Source organism: Mycobacterium sp. (genome assembly GCF_965277065.1).
GTDB lineage: Bacteria > Actinomycetota > Actinomycetes > Mycobacteriales > Mycobacteriaceae > Mycobacterium.
The window spans coordinates 165,512-182,367 of the sequence record NZ_CBDIBT010000015.1 but is presented as its reverse complement, the minus strand read 5'-3'; the positions used below and the strand labels follow the sequence as shown (position 1 = coordinate 182,367).

Sequence of the window (16,856 nt, the reverse complement as noted above, 5' to 3'; positions counted from 1 at the left end):
ACGGCCCGGCACGCCTAGGCCGTTCGCTGGCCGGAGAAGTAATTGCCGTTGTCCAAATCGGTCAACAGCGTGGACTGAGCGGGTTCCCAGCCAAAGGTCTGGCGGGTGATGAGGTTCGTTGCCGGGAGGTCCATTGTGACCAGATTCGTGAATTGCCCGAAGTATCCGGGCAGCATCAGGACGTCCATGGGAACGCTCACGGCGGGCAGGTCCAGATGGCTGCCAATGGCCTCGGCGATCCCGCGGAACGGGATTTCCCTTCCGCAACCGCGTGCCGATATTTGCCAGCCGGACCCTCCGCAGGAATTTCGTCGACGTGCTGACCCCGGCTGAGTTCGACCCGCTCGCCGCCCTGAATGAACGCGTCCTGCACCACATGGCCAACAACTACGACTCCCCTGTCGACGACGAGCCTTCGTAACCGCTATCAGCCGTGAGGATTTCGCCTCATCGCACGAGATGATGGAACGAGCGATGGAGGGCGCTACTGTGAGTCGGGCCCGTGCCAGCCCGGCGTTCTCATGTGCCGGCCACTATCTGGATCCCAGGTCAGATATTCCGACATGTCTTCGTGGCGACCCATCATGGTCGTCGATGCTTCGAGGACGACATCGCCGTGTTGGTCGGTGCAGACGCTTCGCGTGGTGACGATGTCGGCGCCGAAACGCTCGTCGACGGACTCCACGTACATCGTCCCGCGCAGCACGTCGCCGGCAACGATCGGCCGGTGATAGCGGAAGCGTTGCTCGACCTGGATCATCTGAATCTGGTCCATGCCCAAGTCGACGTTGCTCAGAAAATGCCGCTGGATAAGGGCTGCGAAGACCGCCGGGAACGTTGGTGAGGCGACGACCGCCGAGTAGCCCAACTCCCCAGCAGCCTGATCGTCAAGGGTGGCGGGATCAGTCGCCTTCACCGCTTGGGCAAAGACGCGCACATCTTCCCGTCCAACGACGAATGGGTCGGGATAGGGCCACTCCATGCCTCGGATGTCAGTTTTCAGGGCCATTACCCCGACCCTACGGCGCGCGGCACGGGATCGGCGCCTTACGAATGCATTGAGCTGACCGGCTGATCTCACCCCTAGCCGGGCATCGCCACGTGGGCCTGCCACCGATTGCGGCGTTGCTCGTTGGTCCGCTCCCACCACGGCGGCGAGCCGCGCTCGCCGAGAGCAACTTTCGCGGCTTGCACACCCGCCCGGGCGTCCGACTCCCGCGGTGTTCCCTTGGCCGTGCGCACTTCTCGGCGCCACGCCATCAGTGTCCGTACGAGTTCGTCGCGGCGGTCCTCGGGAATTGCCGGATCGGTGGCACGCCACCTGCGACCGTTGATGACGACGTAGTGACCGTCCTCGGTGGTCGCAGGGCCGCTCATGGCTCAGTCCCCTCCGCGACCAGTGCTCTCCTGAAGCTTGTCGATGAGCTCGGATGCTTGAGCTTTGTTCAGATCATCCGGAATGTCGCTGCCCGCCTCTTGCCCCAGCGTGTGCAGGTAGCTTCGCTGCGGCCCGGTCATGGGCTCGTTGCCCGTCACCCAATCTGCGGGGTCCTTCTCCGCCGTTTCGTTCGGCGCTTGCTGCGCGTCGTCGCTCATGCGATCACCTCCGGCGTCTGAATAGCCTTCGCACACGCGTTCGAAACATACCCGTTTTTCGCGCCGAGATCAGTCGTCGTCGGGCGCTGCTTTCTGCTTCTTGTTGGAGATCTCGATGTGGTAGCCGTGCAGAACGGTCACGATCATCGAGATCGAGACGACGCCTTCGGCGATGAAGAAGGCCGCGAAATCGATGAGCGAACCGATCGGCGGGTCGCCCGGAACCGCATTCCGCAACGGGATGAGCGCGAACAGCAGTGTGCCCAGGAAGCCGAGCGCGGACCAGAACAAGCCGAGCCTGCCGCTGGCGACGTACCAGGCCGCGATGAGCGCGGCGATGGTGAGGCACCACATGAACACCATGATGAATACGGCGAACATGACGGTGCTGGTCGAGCGGTCCACCGTTGCCGTTGCGGCGAAAAGTGATTGGGGTGTGGCGATGGTCTTGGCTGTTCCGCCATCGCGGTGTACCTGGATGGATTCTTCTTGGTGCGGGTTCACTTTGAAGAAGGCGTCGATGTTGTCGAACACCGCCCGGATCGGGACCGAGTGCTGATTCGCCCCAGTGCCGACAAGTACCCGGAAGTGGAAGTTCGTCGTGTAGCTGTCGAGCGGGTAGTCGGTGATGATCCCATCACGAAGCGCGAACTGGACCGAGACGAATTCTGGGCGCTCGCTGGCCTTGGCCACCACGGTGGGGTTCGTTACCGCGTTGCTGATGAGCGTTGCGTCTTGTGTGAGATCGTGGGTGCGGTCGTCGACCAGTGACCCTGCTCCCTTGAGTTCCACCTGAGCGCTGATGCGTGCCGTGGACGGGTCGATGTTCTGGATCAGGACGGTGACGGTCATGTAGTCCGGGTTGGTCGTCTCGCCCAGAACCAGCGCGTGGCGGGCTTTATGATGCTCCATCCAATACAGCGAGATGCTCAAGACGGTGAGCGTAATGACCAGGAGCGCCAGCGAACTCAGCCTCGCCACGCTGGGCAGGCGCGGCGCACCGGCCGGTGTGGACCCACTCTGGGCGGACGTTGACCGGCCCAGTGTTGACGTTGACATGATCTGCCTCTCCTGAGGTGACGAGTATGCGATCGGCGGGCCCGACGCCCAGCCGCAAGCACGGAGATCCAGACCAAGGTGGGACCGTCTCGGTTTGTCATCATGCCCATTTCGCACCACAGCTGCCTCGAGGCGCGCCGCAGTCCGTGTTGCAATCCACGATGCGAGGGAAAATGTTCCGATGAGCCATCCCGCCCCTGATCGACGCGCGTACTCCCCCGCGCGAACCATCGCACGTCTTGTGCTTGGCGCTTTCCTGGGTTACACCGGCGTCAGCCATCTCACCTTCGCCAGGAGCGCCTTCCGTGCTCAAGTGCCGCCGTGGCTGCCGCTCAACGTCGACTTCGTCATCATTGCCTCAGGCGTCGTGGAGATCCTGCTCGCAGTCGGCCTGGCGGCGTTGACGCGTTGGCGAGTGCCGGTCGGATGCATTGTCGCACTCTTCTTCGTTCTGATCTTTCCCGGGAACATCTCTCAATTCATCACGCATGCAAAAGCTTTCGGCCTCAACTCTGACCTGTCGCGCGGAATCCGCCTGCTGTTTCAGCCGCTGCTGGTGATATGGGCTTTATGGTGCACCGGGGCATGGGCGGCCCTCCGACACCGCCGATCACAAGCTCAGCTGTAACGTGACGACCGTGAATCTCCCCCGTACCTGGTCCTCGGTTGGGCTCGCGGCGTACGCCGCATCGGCCGTCCTTGCCACCGCCGCATGCACATCCGACAAGCCGGCTTCGTCGCCGAGCACGACATCCCTGGCGGCCGCTCCGGCGATGACGGCAGCCGAGTCCCCGCCTGCCACCGCGGACAGCGGCTGCCCCACCCAGGCGCCCGGCAACGCCGGCACGCCGGACTGGACGCTGGGCGGGGCCACCGGCAGCGTCGCCGTGACGGGTTCGACGGATACGGCCGCGCCGCTCATCACCGTGACGCAACCGTTCAGCGTGACCGAGACCCAGGTGCACACCCTGCACCCGGGCGACGGCCCGGTCGTGGCACCCACCGCCACCGTCTCGGTCTGCTACATGGGCGTCGACGGACGCGACGGCAAAGTGTTCGACAGCTCTTACGAACGCGGCACCCCTGCCCAATTTCCGCTCGATGGGGTCGTACCCGGTTTTCAAAAGGCGATCGCCGGGCAAAAGGTCGGCTCGACCGTCGGCGTGGCGATCAGTTCGGCGGATGGCTACCCCGAAGGTCAACCCCAGGCGGGGATCCAGAAGGGCGACAGCCTTATCTTCGCGATCAGAATCCTCAGCGCCGGCGCCTGAGCCGGCTAGTCGCTCTGTTTGAGGATCGGCCGGAGGTCATCCAGTCGGTCGAACAGGTGCCAGATGTAGCCCGAAGAACCGTCTTCGCGGTGCGGATGCAAATCCGCGAGCAGTGGGTCGTTGCAGTATGAGTCGAAGGCGTCCCTCGACTCCCACTCGACGAGGATCAACACCCGGCGCGGGGTGATGTCACCGACTATCGCCTCGTGAAAATCCCCCAACGCCACCACACGTCCACCGTGAGCCGTCACCGCGGCGGGAGAACGTCGGGCGTATTCCAGGTACTCAGCGCGATCGGCAACATCGAAAAGGTTCAACGCGTATACAGACACGGCGGCACCCTACCCCGGCAAAAGTCGCCGTGCCGACGTATTCGGCACGGCGACTTCAGTATTCAGGAGTCTGTCGCGTTCTGGACTCAGATGCAGAGCCCGATCAGGCACGGCGGAACCAGCGGGCCACCCCACCCGATCGGTCCGGGCCCACCGAACCCGGGACCCAAGCCCGGGCCGCCCCAGCTAGGTCCGCCGCGGAAACCGCGCCCTCCCCAACCAGGTCCTCGGCCGCCGCCGCCCAAGTGGACCAGTTGCGCGTGCTGAACGGTGTCCGGACCCGGCTGCGGCGCCGGGCGGCGCTGGGTCCTAGAGTCGCTGTGAGGCATCGGGGTTCGGTTCGTTCCGATCATCAAGATCGTGAATCTTCTGTCAGGCTGAACCGCCGCATACCGTGCTCGCGTGGCTTTAAGCGTCGGCAGGATCCCGGCCCGTGTCCCCCGAGCGACACCCGCCACGTTCAGGCAAGCGCTGTTCGTCGCCGTGACAGCGGGTCTCGGCTACGGCTTCGACTCCTACGCGGTGAACATCTACGGCTTGGTGTTGCCCGAGATCAAGCGGACGTTGCACATCACCGACGCTCAGGCCGGATACATCGGATCGATCTTCCTGCTCGGTTACACGATCGGGACCATCGGATTCGGCCTTGCGGCTGACCGGTGGGGACGCAAAGCCACGCTGGGCGCGTCGATTCTGCTGTACGGCGTGACGACATCCCTGGCCGGACTCACCAGCAACATCGCCGCTTTCGCCGGACTGCGATTTCTGACCGGTGTGGGAGGCGCCGGTGAACTTGCCGTCGGCGCGCCTTACACCGCCGAGGTCTGGCCGGCCAAAACCCGCGCGATCGGCGTTGGCGGCGTGATTTTTTCACTGTTTTCGCTGGGTTATGTTCTGGCCGCGGCCGTTGCGCTGGTGCTGGTGCCGCGGTTCGGCTGGCAGTCCGCATTCATCGTCGCCATCTTCCCCGCACTGATCCTGTTCCTCGTCCGACGCGGCATCGCCGAGTCGCATCGCTACGTCGATGTCCGGGCCCACACGACGACGAAGCCTCGACTCTGGCAGCTTCCCGGCGTACGGCGGCGACTGGTAGCCGGCTGGCTGATCTACACCGCCAACGCGGTCGGCTACTGGGGTATGACGCTGTTTCTGACCACCTACATCGTAAAGAGGTTTCATGCCTCGCCGATCGAGGCGATTCGCTACGCACTGGTGTTCTTTTTGCTGCAGGCCGTCTTCGCCTTTCTCGGAACCGCGTTGGCCGACTGGGTGGGGCGAAGGCCTTCGGCGGTAGTGGCGGTGGTCATCGAAGTCACCTCCACCATCTTGGCGGCGACCTCTGACTCGCTGGCGCAGTACCAGATATACGGGGCGGTCGCGATCGCCACGCTCGGCTGGTTGTGGGGAGTCGGCGATACGTACATCTCAGAGCTGTTTCCAACGATATTGCGCGGCACCGGCTTTGGGATCGCGGTCGGCGGCGGTCGGGTCGTTTCGATCGCCGCGCCGACGGTCATCGGCTGGGCGATCACTCGCTACGGACTGCAAACGCCGTACCTGGCGCTGGGAGGTCTCTGGGTCTTGACGTTGATCGGCTATCTGCTCGGACCCGAGACAAAGGGCAAGGAGCTAGAAGAGCTGACCGACGAAGCACTGACCAAGGATCCGGCCAGCGTCTAGCTCACTGCGGGTGAGAGGCGACGTAGTCCGCGGCCGGAATCGGTGCTGCCACGGCATAACCGATGGGCAGCAACACATCTCCCGCCGTCGTGCGGCAGTAGACGTCCCACCGGTAGTATCCGGCGAACGCCGCAGGGTCACCGCCGATCAACGCCGCGTACTGATTGACCGCGCGAACGTAGTCGCTGGCGTGGTTGTAACGGAAGATGGCGTGGTCGTGATCGTTGGCGAAGTTGTTCGCGGCCAGATAGCGGCCCGCCGCGATGATGCTGTCGTGCGGCGAGTGGATGTCGCCGCCCTGACCGTAGGCCGCGAATGTCGACGGTAAGAACTGCATCGGGCCTTGGGCGTCAGCCGTGCTCACACCGTCGATGCTGCCCAGACGGGTCTCGACGAGGTTGATCGCGGCCAAATAGTTCCACGCGACGCCGGTTTCCGACTCCGCTTGGTGATAGAAGCCTAGTAACTCCTCGGCTGGAGCCGGCGGCACGATGCGCCAGGCGGGCAACGTTGTGCGGGCCGGGGTTATCGCGTTGAGAGCGCGGCGGGCGTCGACGTTGCGATCGTAGGTGTCGAGCAGCGCCGCGGGGATGTGCGGCCGCGTGGTGGCATCCCACTCGGGATGCTGCCCGATGGCGCGATACGCGGCCTGTTGCCGATGCGCCGCCGCCGCGAGCGCCGGCTCCCCTGTCGACGGGTCGCGCAACGCATGGTCGTCGGCGACGAGGTCGTCAGCGATCTGTGCAGGATTCGGCGCGAGCCGGGGCTGCGCACCGTCGGGCGTCTTCGGTGTCGCGGCCACCGTCATGGTGTTCGGCGGGATGGGGTCCGCCGCCGCTGTCGGCACCCGCGGCCCCGCCGGGTGCGAGCAGCCGGCAAGAAGCAGCATCACGGTGCCGAGGGCCAACGGCGCGAGGCGCGGTGCCGAACTACTGGCGAGCACGGTCACCGCCCTACAGCGCCGCGGGTAGTGGGAACCACGGAAAATCTATCGGCGGGGACCACGGAACCGGCGGTGTTGGTGCTCCCCCGAGGTGCACTGGGCAGTAGACGGCCTCCGCGACTTTGGCGAATTTCGCCGCGAGGTCGTTGTTGAACCCGGAATTCTGCTGCGTCATGGCAGTGATCACATTAGCTTCCGGGGCTCCCTGGTCCATCAATTCGCACACCCGATGACCGGTGGCCATGGCGTCAGGCGGGTTGTGGTAGGTGATTCCGGCGTTGTTGAGCCCGCGCAGGAACCGTGCGTCGGGGTCCGTGGGGTCGGCGTGCGCCGGTGCGGCGACCCCGACCAACAGGGCCGAGCACAGAAGTGCCACGCGAATTCGCATGAGTTCATCCTGATGGAAACCACGGTCATAATCCAGACCGCAGCTGATGTCGCGCTCCGTCATGAACGTCGGGTTGACGGGACATGACAAGTGCCGTGATGTGTTGTCGCTTAACGGGTTCCTCGAATGTGGCCGGCGCTGCCTCGGGTTGTCGAGCCCAATAGCTGAGTATAGTCTAGTATATCTAGGGTCAGCGCCATAAATCCGTGAAGGTCGCCGCCGGACTAGGGCACGTCTGACGGCGGCCAGTGCGAGCCTGGGGACACGTGGCCGGGTTCGGCATGCTCGCCGCGCGCCAACGGCACCCACTGCTCGGAGGGAGCGGGTTGCTTCGACGATGGGAAGTCCCGCAGCTTGCCCGACGGCTGCGCATCCCATTTCGCGAAGGTCAGCGGCGTCTGCAGCCAGGCATGCAGCAGGTTGTAGGTCGCTTCTAGCGACTCGATGTGGGTGCGCTCCCAGCCGTGGCTGCCGTCCAGCCCGAAGCCGACCAGCGCAGCGCGCGTTCCGGCCCCGGCTTCGATGGCGGCGGCGGCATCAGATCGGTAGTAGCGGAACACATCTCGCGCATAGGGAATCTTCTGTTCCTCGGCGAGGCGGCACAGCTTGCGGGTCAGGTGATAGTCGAACGGGCCGTGCAGATCCGCCATCGGGATCGTCACGCCGTCCTCGATCGAGTGCTGGCCCGGGGCGCACACCGCATTGTCGACCGAGACAAGCTCGGCGACATCAGAAGGCAGCCCGTCGCTTGCTCCGTGGCCGACTTCCTCGGTGATCGTGACCATGATCGTGGTGCGGTGCGGCAGCACGGTCTTCTGCTCGGAGAAGTTCCGGGCCAGGGCGAGCGCCACCGCGACGCCAGCCTTCCCGTCGAGATGACGCGAGACGATGAAGCCGTCCGCGGCGAGCTCCGGGCTGGTGATCAGCCCGACGAAGTCCCCGACGGCGAGGCCGAGCTTGATCAGGTCTTCCCTCGATGAGACCTTGCGGTCGATGCGGACCTCGACGTGCTCCCAGTCGGTGGGTTGGGTATCGATCTCATCGCCGAAGGCGTGGCCGCTGGCCTTGAGCGGCATCACCGTTCCGGTGATGAATTCGTCAGGGTCGTCGCTGAAAATGCGTACCCGGGCACCCGTCGCGAATCGGGCCGAGAAGGTTCCGACCGGGATGAGCTCGAGGCGGCCGTTGTCTTTGAGCCGGCGCACCATGCAGCCGATGGTGTCGGCGTGAACCACCAGTGCACGGTCGGTGTTCTTCGACTTACCCGGGAGTTCGGCGATGAGTGCGCCACGACGGGTCAGCGAGAACGGCACGCCGAAGTCGTTGAAGATGTCGCCGATCAGTTGCATCACCGCGTCGGTGCGCCCGGACGGGCTGGGGGTCTGCAGCAGAGCCAGCAGCGTATCGATCATCCACGCGCGGTCGGACTCGGGCATGGCCGCGGGTTTGCCCACCTTGTCTCCCTCGTGCTTGTTCCGGAATACATCCAACCAGCACCGCTGCTGGGTATTGCGGCCCGCGTCGCGGGCTGGCGCCTCCCACAGAACGTACTGGTTCGTCCTCAAGCGTTCGATCGAGGGCTGACGCGCTGTGCGCGACCAGCCGCTGGCAGTATTGGCGGCGTGGCTGTCACGGAATCTCGCCAGGTTGTCATCGAGGCATCGGCCGACGAGATCATGGATGTGCTGTTCGACCTCGAGTCGTTGACCGAATGGTCCTCGACTCATCAGGAGGTCGAGGTACTCGCGCGGGACGAAGACGGACACCCGACCAAATCTCGTCAGGTCGTCAAGATCGTCGGAATCACCGATGAGCAGGTGCTGGACTATGCCGTCCACGACGACGGCATCAGCTGGACGTTGGTCAGCTCCAAGCAGCAGCGTGCACAGGAAGGTCGCTACACGTTGACTCCCAACAGGGACTCCACCACGGTCCACTTCGAGCTGACGGTCGATCCGACCATTCCCATCCCTGGGTTCCTGATCAAAAAGGGAGCCAAGGGACTGATGGAGACGGCCACCGACGGCTTGCGGAAGCGAGTCTTGCAAGTGCAGAGCGCTAAGTAGGCGGTCCCAGCCAGGTGGCGAGCGCGTCGGTCAATCCGGCGTCGGTGTGCCATCCCCCCCCAGGCCACATAGCCGTCGGGCCGGACCAACACCGCCGCCGGGCCGGTAATTACGCGAAGGGCCGGAAGTTCCCAGACGCCGGTATATTTCGCGTCGATCGTCTTTTTTGCGCCGATGCGCGAACCTGATCGCTTATTTCTTGATCAATTCCAATTCAGGTCTTGACTGACTCCAGATAAGAGCGGCATATTTGGAGTCGTGTCGTCGACGTCGACGGATTACTCGGCTCAGCTGCGAATGGCCGATCTGCGCGTGACCCGCCCGCGGGTCGCCGTGCTCGAAGCGGTCAGCGCCCATCCGCATGCCGACACCGAGACGATCCTGTCGGCGGTCCGCACCGGACTTCCCGACGTCTCCCGCCAAGCCGTGTACGACGTTCTGAACGCATTCACCGCCGTCGGCCTGGTCCGCCGGATCCAGCCGTTGGGGATGGTTGCCCGGTATGAATCTCGGGTCGGCGACAACCACCACCACGTCGTGTGTCGGTCGTGCGGCGTTATCGCCGACATCGACTGCGCGGTTGGCGATGCGCCATGCCTGACTCCGTCCGACGACGACAACGTCCTGGAGGGCTTCGTTCTCGACGAGGCCGAAGTCATCTACTGGGGTTTGTGTCCCAACTGTTCGAATGCAACCCCCGATCACACCCGTGATCACGGCCCAACCCCCCACCCCTGAAAGGAATTCAGTGTCCTCCGATACCGCCCACAAGGGCAGCGAGAGCGAAAATCCGGCGATCGACGCGCCCGAGCCGAAAAATTCGGGCCCTCGCACCAACCAGGACTGGTGGCCCAACCAGCTTGACGTGTCGCGACTGCACCCACACCACCCGCAATCCGACCCGCTCGGCGACGATTTCGACTACGCCGAGGCGTTTGCCGGACTTGACGTCGACGCTCTGAAGGCCGACCTGATCTCGGTGCTCACGACATCGCAGGACTGGTGGCCGGCGGACTATGGCCACTACGGCGGCCTGTTCATCCGGTTGAGCTGGCATGCGGCGGGCACCTACCGGATCTTCGACGGCCGTGGTGGCGGCGGCCAGGGTCTGCAGCGTTTCGCTCCGCTCAACAGCTGGCCGGACAACGCGAACCTGGACAAGGCCCGTCGCCTGTTGTGGCCGCTCAAGCAGAAGTACGGCAACAAGATCTCCTGGGCCGACCTGTTGCTGCTGGCCGGCAACGTTGCGCTCGAGTCGATGGGCTTCCAGACCTTCGGATTCGCATTCGGCCGCGAGGACATCTGGGAGCCCGAGGAGGTCATCTTCGGCGAAGAGGGCGAGTGGTTGGGCACCGACAAGCGTTACACCGGTAAACGCGAGCTCGCGGAGCCCTACGGCGCGACCACCATGGGCCTCATCTACGTCAATCCCGAAGGGCCAGAAGGCAAGCCCGATCCGGTCGCCGCCGCCCACGACATCCGCGAGACGTTCGGCCGGATGGCCATGAACGACGAGGAGACGGCAGCGCTGATCGTCGGCGGCCACAGCTTCGGCAAGACCCACGGCGCCGGCAACGGCGACCTGGTCGGCCCCGAGCCGGAGGGCGCCCCGATCGAACAGCAGGCGCTCGGGTGGAAGAGCTCCTACGGCAGCGGCAAGGGCGAAGACTCCATCACCAGTGGGCTGGAAGTGGTGTGGACCTCGACTCCGACCAAGTGGGGCAACGGGTACCTGCAGAACCTGTACGGCTACGAGTGGGAGCTCACCAAGAGCCCCGCGGGAGCGTGGCAGTTCACCGCGAAGGACGGTGCCGGGGCGGGCACCATCCCCGATCCGTTCGGCGGGTCGGGTCGGGCACCCACGATGCTGGTCACCGACCTCTCGCTGCGGGAAGACCCGATCTACCGCGAGATCACCAAGCGCTGGTTGGACCACCCCGAGGAGTTGTCCGAGGCATTCGCCAAGGCGTGGTACAAGCTCCTGCACCGCGACATGGGGCCGATCACCCGGTTCCTCGGGCCGTGGATTCCCGAGCCGCAACTGTGGCAGGACCCGGTGCCGGAGGTGGATCACCCGCTGGTCGACGACAAAGACATCGCGGCGTTGAAGAAGAAGATCCTCGAGTCGTCCGGCCTGTCGGTACCGCAACTGGTCAAGACGGCGTGGGGGTCGGCAAGTAGCTATCGCAACACCGACAAGCGCGGCGGTGCCAACGGTGCGAGGATTCGCCTCGAGCCGCAGAAGAACTGGGAGGTCAACGAGCCCTCCGAGCTCAGCAAGGCGCTGGCGGCGCTGGAGAAGATCCAGCACGAGTTCAACGACTCTGCTTCCGGAGGCACGAAGATCTCGTTGGCCGACCTGATCATCCTGGCCGGCTCGGCGGCAGTCGAAAAGGCAGCCAGGGAGGCGGGTTACGACATCGACGTGCATTTCGCGCCGGGTCGTACCGACGCCTCTCAGGAGAACACCGACGCAGAGGCGTTCGCGGTGCTCGAACCCAGGGGCGACGGGTTCCGGAACTATGTACGACCGGGCGAAAAGGCCCCAGTGGAGCAGCTTCTGCTGGAGCGGGCCTATCAGCTGGGCGTCTACGGGCCGGAGCTGACCGTGCTCATCGGTGGGCTGCGGGCTATCGGCGCCAACCACGGTGGCAGCAAGCACGGCGTGTTCACCGACCGGCCGGGCGTGTTGACCAACGACTTCTTCATCAATCTGCTCGACATGAGCACCGAGTGGAAGCCGTCGGAAAACCAGGAGAACGTCTACGAGGGCCACGACCGGGCCACCGGCGCGCTCAAGTGGACGGCGACCGCGAACGACCTTGTGTTCGGCTCTAACTCGGTGCTGCGCGCGGTGGCCGAGGTGTACGCCCAGGACGACAATAAGGGCAAGTTCGTCGAGGACTTCGTCGCCGCTTGGGTCAAGGTCGTCAACAACGATCGGTTCGACCTGAAGTAGCCTTCGATAGAGACTGCGCCCCGCGAGCGAAAGTTCGCGGGGCGCAGTGCATTACAGCGACTTCAGCTTCTCAGGAAACCCCGAACCAATGCCCGACGGACGCGAGATTTCCACGTACAGCGGGATCCCGATCGTGACGTGGTAGGAGAAGGTCAAACCCAACGACGCGGCCGGCGGCAGCATCGGACTCGCCTCAAGGCCGTCGACGCCGACCAACGACCGTCGATCGGATGCGGCATCAAGTGGCGTTGAGCGGATCGATGAGATCGCGGAATTTCGCCGCCGGGTAGACAACGGCGCCCGCATGTCGGACCCGCTGGGCCAATGTGGCGTCTGAGGTCACGACGTTGATCTCGTTGGGGCGATCATCGGATCCGACCAGCCGAACGATCTCATCGTCAGCCGAATTCGCTGCGGCTTTCGGCGCGTAATGGATGTCGATCGCCGACGAGTGAATGGACGTCGGATGCTCGAACACCACGGTCACGACATGGGCGGGTGGCACCGCCCAGCGCTCGAGGTGTTCGACCAGCCGTTCTCTGGCGCGTGCGCGGTCTTTCCACCAGCCATCCGGTCGAGTCCCGATGACGTTCATGGCGTCGACGATCCACCGCACAGTGCCGACGGTACCGAGATACCGCGGTGGCAGTATGAGGGCGTGAGCTCGCAGGCGCAGAACAACGTGCGGATCGCCGGAGTAGAGGGCGGTCCATTGATCATGCTCGCTCACGGCTTCGGGTGCGACCAGAATCTGTGGCGACTGGTCGAAGCTCGTCTGGCATCCAGGTTCCGACTGATTTTGTTCGATCACGTCGGCTGCGGTGCTTCGGATCCGTCGGCGTGGGACCCGACGCGGTACGAGTCCCTACAGGGTTATGCCGACGATATCCTCGGCATCGTTGACGAATTGGACGTGTGCGACGTGACATTCGTGGGCCACTCGGTTGCCGCCATGATGGGAGTGCTCGCCGTCGCCACCGATCCGGGCCGGTTCGCCAGACTCGTGCTGCTCACCCCCTCACCGTGCTACATCGACGATGGCGACTACCGCGGTGGCTTCTCCCGCAACGACATCGACGAGCTTTTGGACTCGCTCGAAAGCAACTACCTGGGGTGGTCGCGATCGATGGCACCGGTGATCATGGGAACGCCGGATCAGCCTGAACTTGCCGAGGAGCTCACGGAGAGCTTCTGTCGCACCGACCCGGCGTACGCCCGGGTGTTCGCGCGTACCACGTTCCTCTCCGACAACCGTGCCGATCTGGCTCGGGTAACGGTACCGACGTTGGTGATCGAATGCGCACACGACACGTTGGCGCCCCGCGAGGTCGGCGCCTACATCCAGCAGCGGATCACAGGCAGCGAGTTGGTGACGCTCGACGCCATTGGACATTGCCCTCAGCTCAGTGCCCCCGACAGCACCGCACAGGCCATCGCGGCGTTCGCCGGCACGCCGTGACATCGGAGCCGATCCTCAGCGAAAGCGCCGTGGACCTCTTTGAGAACGCGCCGTGCGGCTATGTTGTCGCGGGTCCGGACCGACGCCTCAGAAACGTGAACACCACGCTGTTGACGTGGCTCGGATACGAGCGAAACACGTTGATCGACCAGCCTTTCACTGACCTATTGGCCGCCGGCAGCCGCATACATTACGAAACGCATTTTGCGCCGCTGCTGCAAATGCGGGGCGAACTGGATGGGGTGACCGTCGACCTGGTGACCGCAGCGGGTGATCGCCTTCCCGTGTTCCTCACCGCCAACATCAAATCTGATCTTGACGGCCAACCGATCCTGATACGCATCACGTTTCACGACGCGGGCGTGCGGCGCTCGTACGAGCGAGAACTCCTCAGCGAGCGGCAGCAGGTCGAACGCGAACGTGAGCGGGTCCAGGAATTCGCGCGGACTCTGCAGCGATCGCTGTTGCCGCCCCTGCTATCACCTCCCGCGGGTTTGGACGCATCGGCTTACTATCACCCCGCCTCCGCCGACGACGTCGGCGGAGATTTCTACGACCTGTTCCCGCTGGCACAAGACAAGTGGGCCTTCTTCATTGGTGACGTGAGCGGCAAAGGTGCAGGCGCTGCCGCGGTGACCTCACTGACCCGCTATACATTGAGGGCCGCCGCCGCGTTCGACGCGAAGCCGGTCGTGGTTTTACAGAACCTGCACCGAGTGCTCAGCCAGGAATTCCGCGACGCCGTAAATCAATTTGCCACAGTGATTTTCGGCATTCTCATCCCACGCGACGGTGAATTCGACGTCGAGCTCGCCAGCGGTGGGCATCTCCCCCCGCTGGTGCTCAGCGCAGACGGTGAGGCCCGTTACGCCGACACCGTTGGTGGACAGCCCGTCGGCATACCAATGGAGCCGAGATTTGTTGCCACGCAGATCCAACTACGACCGGGCGACACGATGGTCTTGTACACGGATGGGTTGACCGAGGCGCGAGTCGGTACGGGCACAGACCGCTACGACTACCATGGCGCACTGCTGGAATTCGGCGCGGCGCACGCGCCGGCCACCGCCTCGGCGATAGTTGTGGCCATTCAATCGCTGTTGGACGGGTTCGGCTCAGGTCTGGAGGATGATGTTGCCGTGTTAGCGCTGGGCGTTCCGCGATGAAATTCGTCCTGGCCGCTTACGGGAGTCGAGGCGACGTCGAGCCGTGTGCCGTGGTCGGCCGCGAGTTACAGCGCCGCGGTCACGACGTGCGGATTGCGGTACCGCCCAACGTGGTGGCGCTTGCCGAGTCGGTCGGCCTCGCCGCGGTGGCCTATGGTCCGGACTCGCACGCCCAGTTGAACACCGCGGCGGACTTTTTCGTCGGCAACATGAACAATCTATACGGCGCGCTGCCCGAGGTTGTCGAACGTGTGGCCGGGGTCTGGGTGGACAAGGGTGCGGCGCTGGCATCGCTGGCCGACGGCGCCGACCTGATCGTGACGGGTATGAATGAACAGCGGCTCGCCGCGAATATCGCGGAACTTCAGAACATTCCGCTAGTTGCCCTGCACTCCTTCCCCGCGCGGATCCAGCCGTCCGGCGCACTCAATTCCATGCTTGTCCAACTGTCCGAACAACCGCTGCGCCGAGCCCTGGGCATGCCGGACGGGCCCGAGCCGGCGCCCCCCTCGCTGGAAATCCAGGCTTACGACGAGCGTTGCCTGCCCGGACAGCCTGCCCAATGGGCGGAGCCGGGCAAACCGTTCGTCGGCGCGCTCACGCTGGAAGCACCGACGGACAGCGACGATGACGTCCTGGCGTGGATTGCCGACGGCACCGCTCCGATCTACTTCGGCTTGGGCAGCACACCGATCTCCCCGCCCGCCCAAATCGTCGGCATGGTGATCGCAGCGTGCGCCGAGTTGAATGAGCGGTTGCTGATTTGCGCTGGTCCCAACGACTTGTCGGAATTCGATCATTTCGACCACGTGAAGATGGTCGGCGCGATCAAGCATGCGGCGGTCCTGCCCGGCTGCCGGGCGGCGGTCCATCACGGCGGTGCAGGCACCACCGCGGCGGCCATGCGGGCAGGTGTGCCGTCGCTGGTGTTGTGGCTCTGGCTCGATCAGCCGGTGTGGGGGGCCGGCGTCTCGCAGCTGAAGATCGGATCGGCACAACGCTTCTCGGACGTGACTCCACAGTCTCTGACTGCCCAGCTGAAGTCAGTTCTCACGCCGGACTACCAGATGCGGGCTCGCAACATCGCGGACCAGATGATGTCACCCCACGAGAGCGCTTCCTTTGCCGCCGATCTCGTGGAGGGCGCCGCTCAAGCGGCCCAGCTCACCGATTGAGATCCCACTGCCCGTAATCGATGGCCAGCACTTCGTCGACATCGATGTGTATGCCGCCGAGTAGCGGACCAGGGCTCGAAGGGCTGTTGACCACTTCCTGGTACAGCACCGCGGCAGGCTCCCGCTGGCCGTGGGACCACGCTCTGGTCTGCCAAGCCCACAGGTGGCCCGCTGAGCTGGAACGGCCGATCACGCCGTCGTTGATGGCCCACCGGCACGCCTGCGCATGCCCGTATATCCCGGTTCGCTGCGCACCCAGTACCGTATTTAGGCCGCGAAACCAATTGACGGCCAAGCTGTTCCAAGTGTCGACGTTGATGTCGTCGTCCACACTGAAGAAGATCGGCGCGGAATCGCTGCCCCCGGCCGCTGAATGGATCCGTAATGCGGTGCGCGCATCGGCCACACCACCGTCGAACCCGCGGCTGAAGTCCGAGGGTGCAGTTCCGCCGGGCTTCCCGTACTGGAAGTTACTCACGATATGTAAACCCGCTGCGCGCAACGCGTCGGCGTACTCCCGAGTCAGGGGCTTCGCCTCGAAGTTCGCGCCCGGCCGCGACTCGGACACATAATTCACCACGCCCGCGTATCCGGCCGCCACGATGTCATTCGGTGCTATCCGGCGCTCGGCGAAATCGATCAGTCTGGGATTGTCGGCCGAGGCGATGTGCCCGTCGAGAGTGGCGCCCAACGGCGCCGCCAGGCCCAGCAATGCTGCCGCCGCACCGTATTTGGCAAGTTCACGTCGTGAAATCATGATCC

The 16,856-nt window shown here is 64.4% G+C and carries 20 protein-coding genes and 1 pseudogene; 9 read left to right on the top strand and 12 right to left on the bottom strand.

Features of this window, described 5'->3' with window-relative positions; all coding sequences use genetic code 11:
• Positions 1-14: 14 nt before the first annotated feature.
• The 5 genes from ACQY5A_RS05070 to ACQY5A_RS05050 all read right to left on the bottom strand — a co-directional run bounded on the left by ACQY5A_RS05070 (position 15) and on the right by ACQY5A_RS05050 (position 2,655).
• Positions 15-200, bottom strand: a complete 186-nt coding sequence (locus ACQY5A_RS05070; protein ID WP_428339293.1) for a hypothetical protein — start codon at positions 198-200, stop codon at positions 15-17.
• A gap of 284 nt (positions 201-484) precedes the next feature.
• Positions 485-1,009 (bottom strand): (3R)-hydroxyacyl-ACP dehydratase subunit HadC, encoded by a 525-nt coding sequence (gene hadC, locus ACQY5A_RS05065; RefSeq protein WP_428339292.1) that lies wholly within the window; start codon positions 1,007-1,009, stop codon positions 485-487.
• Positions 1,010-1,083: 74 nt separating this feature from the next.
• Positions 1,084-1,377 (bottom strand): hypothetical protein, encoded by a 294-nt coding sequence (locus ACQY5A_RS05060; RefSeq protein ID WP_428339291.1) that lies wholly within the window; start codon positions 1,375-1,377, stop codon positions 1,084-1,086.
• A gap of 3 nt (positions 1,378-1,380) precedes the next feature.
• Positions 1,381-1,596: a DUF3072 domain-containing protein gene (locus ACQY5A_RS05055; RefSeq protein ID WP_428339290.1), complete on the bottom strand. Its 216-nt coding sequence runs from the start codon at positions 1,594-1,596 to the stop codon at positions 1,381-1,383.
• 69 nt (positions 1,597-1,665) lie between these two features.
• Positions 1,666-2,655: a DUF4436 family protein gene (locus ACQY5A_RS05050; protein ID WP_428339289.1), complete on the bottom strand. Its 990-nt coding sequence runs from the start codon at positions 2,653-2,655 to the stop codon at positions 1,666-1,668.
• A 181-nt stretch (positions 2,656-2,836) separates the two neighbouring features.
• Here ACQY5A_RS05050 and ACQY5A_RS05045 point away from each other — a divergent pair, with 181 nt between their 5' ends.
• Together ACQY5A_RS05045 and ACQY5A_RS05040 are read left to right on the top strand one after the other, a co-directional pair.
• Positions 2,837-3,283, top strand: coding sequence for a DoxX family protein (locus ACQY5A_RS05045; protein WP_428339288.1), 447 nt, complete (start codon positions 2,837-2,839; stop codon positions 3,281-3,283).
• Between the two features lie 10 nt (positions 3,284-3,293).
• Positions 3,294-3,926 carry an FKBP-type peptidyl-prolyl cis-trans isomerase gene (locus ACQY5A_RS05040; protein WP_428339287.1) on the top strand — a complete coding sequence of 211 codons (633 nt, stop codon included), beginning with the start codon at positions 3,294-3,296 and terminating at the stop codon, positions 3,924-3,926.
• Positions 3,927-3,931: 5 nt separating this feature from the next.
• Here ACQY5A_RS05040 and ACQY5A_RS05035 read toward each other — a convergent pair whose 3' ends face one another.
• Positions 3,932-4,258, bottom strand: coding sequence for a DUF1330 domain-containing protein (locus ACQY5A_RS05035; protein WP_428339286.1), 327 nt, complete (start codon positions 4,256-4,258; stop codon positions 3,932-3,934).
• 402 nt (positions 4,259-4,660) lie between these two features.
• On the opposite strand from ACQY5A_RS05035, the gene ACQY5A_RS05030 reads away from it, so the two are divergent.
• Positions 4,661-5,938, top strand: a complete 1,278-nt coding sequence (locus tag ACQY5A_RS05030; RefSeq protein ID WP_428339285.1) for an MFS transporter — start codon at positions 4,661-4,663, stop codon at positions 5,936-5,938.
• Position 5,939: 1 nt separating this feature from the next.
• On the opposite strand, the gene ACQY5A_RS05025 is transcribed toward ACQY5A_RS05030, so the two are convergent.
• The 3 genes from ACQY5A_RS05025 to ACQY5A_RS05015 form a co-directional block, all read right to left on the bottom strand.
• Positions 5,940-6,746 carry a transglycosylase SLT domain-containing protein gene (locus ACQY5A_RS05025; protein ID WP_428339407.1) on the bottom strand — a complete coding sequence of 269 codons (807 nt, stop codon included), beginning with the start codon at positions 6,744-6,746 and terminating at the stop codon, positions 5,940-5,942.
• Between the two features lie 145 nt (positions 6,747-6,891).
• Positions 6,892-7,269: a DUF732 domain-containing protein gene (locus tag ACQY5A_RS05020; RefSeq protein ID WP_428339284.1), complete on the bottom strand. Its 378-nt coding sequence runs from the start codon at positions 7,267-7,269 to the stop codon at positions 6,892-6,894.
• A gap of 224 nt (positions 7,270-7,493) precedes the next feature.
• Complete coding sequence (locus tag ACQY5A_RS05015; protein WP_428339283.1) at positions 7,494-8,723, bottom strand: osmoprotectant NAGGN system M42 family peptidase; 1,230 nt, start codon at positions 8,721-8,723, stop codon at positions 7,494-7,496.
• Between the two features lie 168 nt (positions 8,724-8,891).
• Between ACQY5A_RS05015 and ACQY5A_RS05010 the strand changes: the two genes are divergently transcribed.
• The 3 genes from ACQY5A_RS05010 (at position 8,892) to katG (ending at position 12,294) form a co-directional block, all read left to right on the top strand.
• Positions 8,892-9,335: an SRPBCC family protein gene (locus tag ACQY5A_RS05010; RefSeq protein WP_428339282.1), complete on the top strand. Its 444-nt coding sequence runs from the start codon at positions 8,892-8,894 to the stop codon at positions 9,333-9,335.
• Positions 9,336-9,632: 297 nt separating this feature from the next.
• Positions 9,633-10,073: a Fur family transcriptional regulator gene (locus tag ACQY5A_RS05005; RefSeq protein WP_428339406.1), complete on the top strand. Its 441-nt coding sequence runs from the start codon at positions 9,633-9,635 to the stop codon at positions 10,071-10,073.
• Positions 10,024-12,294: a catalase/peroxidase HPI gene (katG, locus tag ACQY5A_RS05000; RefSeq protein ID WP_428339281.1), complete on the top strand. Its 2,271-nt coding sequence runs from the start codon at positions 10,024-10,026 to the stop codon at positions 12,292-12,294. The genes ACQY5A_RS05005 and katG overlap by 50 nt, the downstream gene beginning before the upstream one ends.
• Positions 12,295-12,364: 70 nt before the next feature.
• On the opposite strand, the pseudogene ACQY5A_RS04995 reads toward katG, so the two are convergent.
• A pseudogene (locus tag ACQY5A_RS04995) lies at positions 12,365-12,489 on the bottom strand (sodium-dependent bicarbonate transport family permease); the annotation flags it as partial.
• Between the two features lie 43 nt (positions 12,490-12,532).
• Positions 12,533-12,910, bottom strand: coding sequence for an NYN domain-containing protein (locus ACQY5A_RS04990; RefSeq protein ID WP_428339280.1), 378 nt, complete (start codon positions 12,908-12,910; stop codon positions 12,533-12,535).
• A gap of 102 nt (positions 12,911-13,012) precedes the next feature.
• On the opposite strand from ACQY5A_RS04990, the gene ACQY5A_RS04985 reads away from it, so the two are divergent.
• The 3 genes from ACQY5A_RS04985 to ACQY5A_RS04975 are packed head-to-tail and all read left to right on the top strand — an operon-like array spanning position 13,013 to position 16,094.
• Entirely contained in the window at positions 13,013-13,753 is a 741-nt protein-coding gene (locus tag ACQY5A_RS04985; RefSeq protein WP_428339405.1) for an alpha/beta fold hydrolase, read from the top strand.
• Positions 13,750-14,919, top strand: coding sequence for a PP2C family protein-serine/threonine phosphatase (locus ACQY5A_RS04980; protein ID WP_428339279.1), 1,170 nt, complete (start codon positions 13,750-13,752; stop codon positions 14,917-14,919). Before ACQY5A_RS04985 ends, ACQY5A_RS04980 begins: the two co-directional genes overlap by 4 nt.
• Entirely contained in the window at positions 14,916-16,094 is a 1,179-nt protein-coding gene (locus tag ACQY5A_RS04975) for a glycosyltransferase (RefSeq protein WP_428339278.1), read from the top strand. The genes ACQY5A_RS04980 and ACQY5A_RS04975 overlap by 4 nt, the downstream gene beginning before the upstream one ends.
• Here ACQY5A_RS04975 and ACQY5A_RS04970 read toward each other — a convergent pair.
• Positions 16,084-16,851 (bottom strand): DUF1906 domain-containing protein, encoded by a 768-nt coding sequence (locus ACQY5A_RS04970; RefSeq protein WP_428339277.1) that lies wholly within the window; start codon positions 16,849-16,851, stop codon positions 16,084-16,086. The genes ACQY5A_RS04975 and ACQY5A_RS04970 overlap by 11 nt on opposite strands.
• Positions 16,852-16,856: the final 5 nt, after the last annotated feature.

Excerpts from the sequence above, each read along its gene's own strand:
- ACQY5A_RS05025 (WP_428339407.1), bottom strand. The coding sequence starts at position 6,746 with ATGACGGTGGCCGCGACACCGAAGACGCCCGACGGTGCGCAGCCCCGG.
- ACQY5A_RS05020 (WP_428339284.1), bottom strand. The coding sequence starts at position 7,269 with ATGCGAATTCGCGTGGCACTTCTGTGCTCGGCCCTGTTGGTCGGGGTC.
- ACQY5A_RS05005 (WP_428339406.1), top strand. The coding sequence starts at position 9,633 with ATGGCCGATCTGCGCGTGACCCGCCCGCGGGTCGCCGTGCTCGAAGCG.
- ACQY5A_RS05060 (WP_428339291.1), bottom strand. The coding sequence starts at position 1,377 with ATGAGCGGCCCTGCGACCACCGAGGACGGTCACTACGTCGTCATCAAC.
- ACQY5A_RS05045 (WP_428339288.1), top strand. The coding sequence starts at position 2,837 with ATGAGCCATCCCGCCCCTGATCGACGCGCGTACTCCCCCGCGCGAACC.
- katG (WP_428339281.1), top strand. The coding sequence starts at position 10,024 with ATGCAACCCCCGATCACACCCGTGATCACGGCCCAACCCCCCACCCCT.
- ACQY5A_RS04985 (WP_428339405.1), top strand. The coding sequence starts at position 13,013 with ATGCTCGCTCACGGCTTCGGGTGCGACCAGAATCTGTGGCGACTGGTC.
- hadC (WP_428339292.1), bottom strand. The coding sequence starts at position 1,009 with ATGGCCCTGAAAACTGACATCCGAGGCATGGAGTGGCCCTATCCCGAC.
- ACQY5A_RS04975 (WP_428339278.1), top strand. The coding sequence starts at position 14,916 with ATGAAATTCGTCCTGGCCGCTTACGGGAGTCGAGGCGACGTCGAGCCG.
- ACQY5A_RS05050 (WP_428339289.1), bottom strand. The coding sequence starts at position 2,655 with ATGTCAACGTCAACACTGGGCCGGTCAACGTCCGCCCAGAGTGGGTCC.
- ACQY5A_RS05055 (WP_428339290.1), bottom strand. The coding sequence starts at position 1,596 with ATGAGCGACGACGCGCAGCAAGCGCCGAACGAAACGGCGGAGAAGGAC.
- ACQY5A_RS04970 (WP_428339277.1), bottom strand. The coding sequence starts at position 16,851 with ATGATTTCACGACGTGAACTTGCCAAATACGGTGCGGCGGCAGCATTG.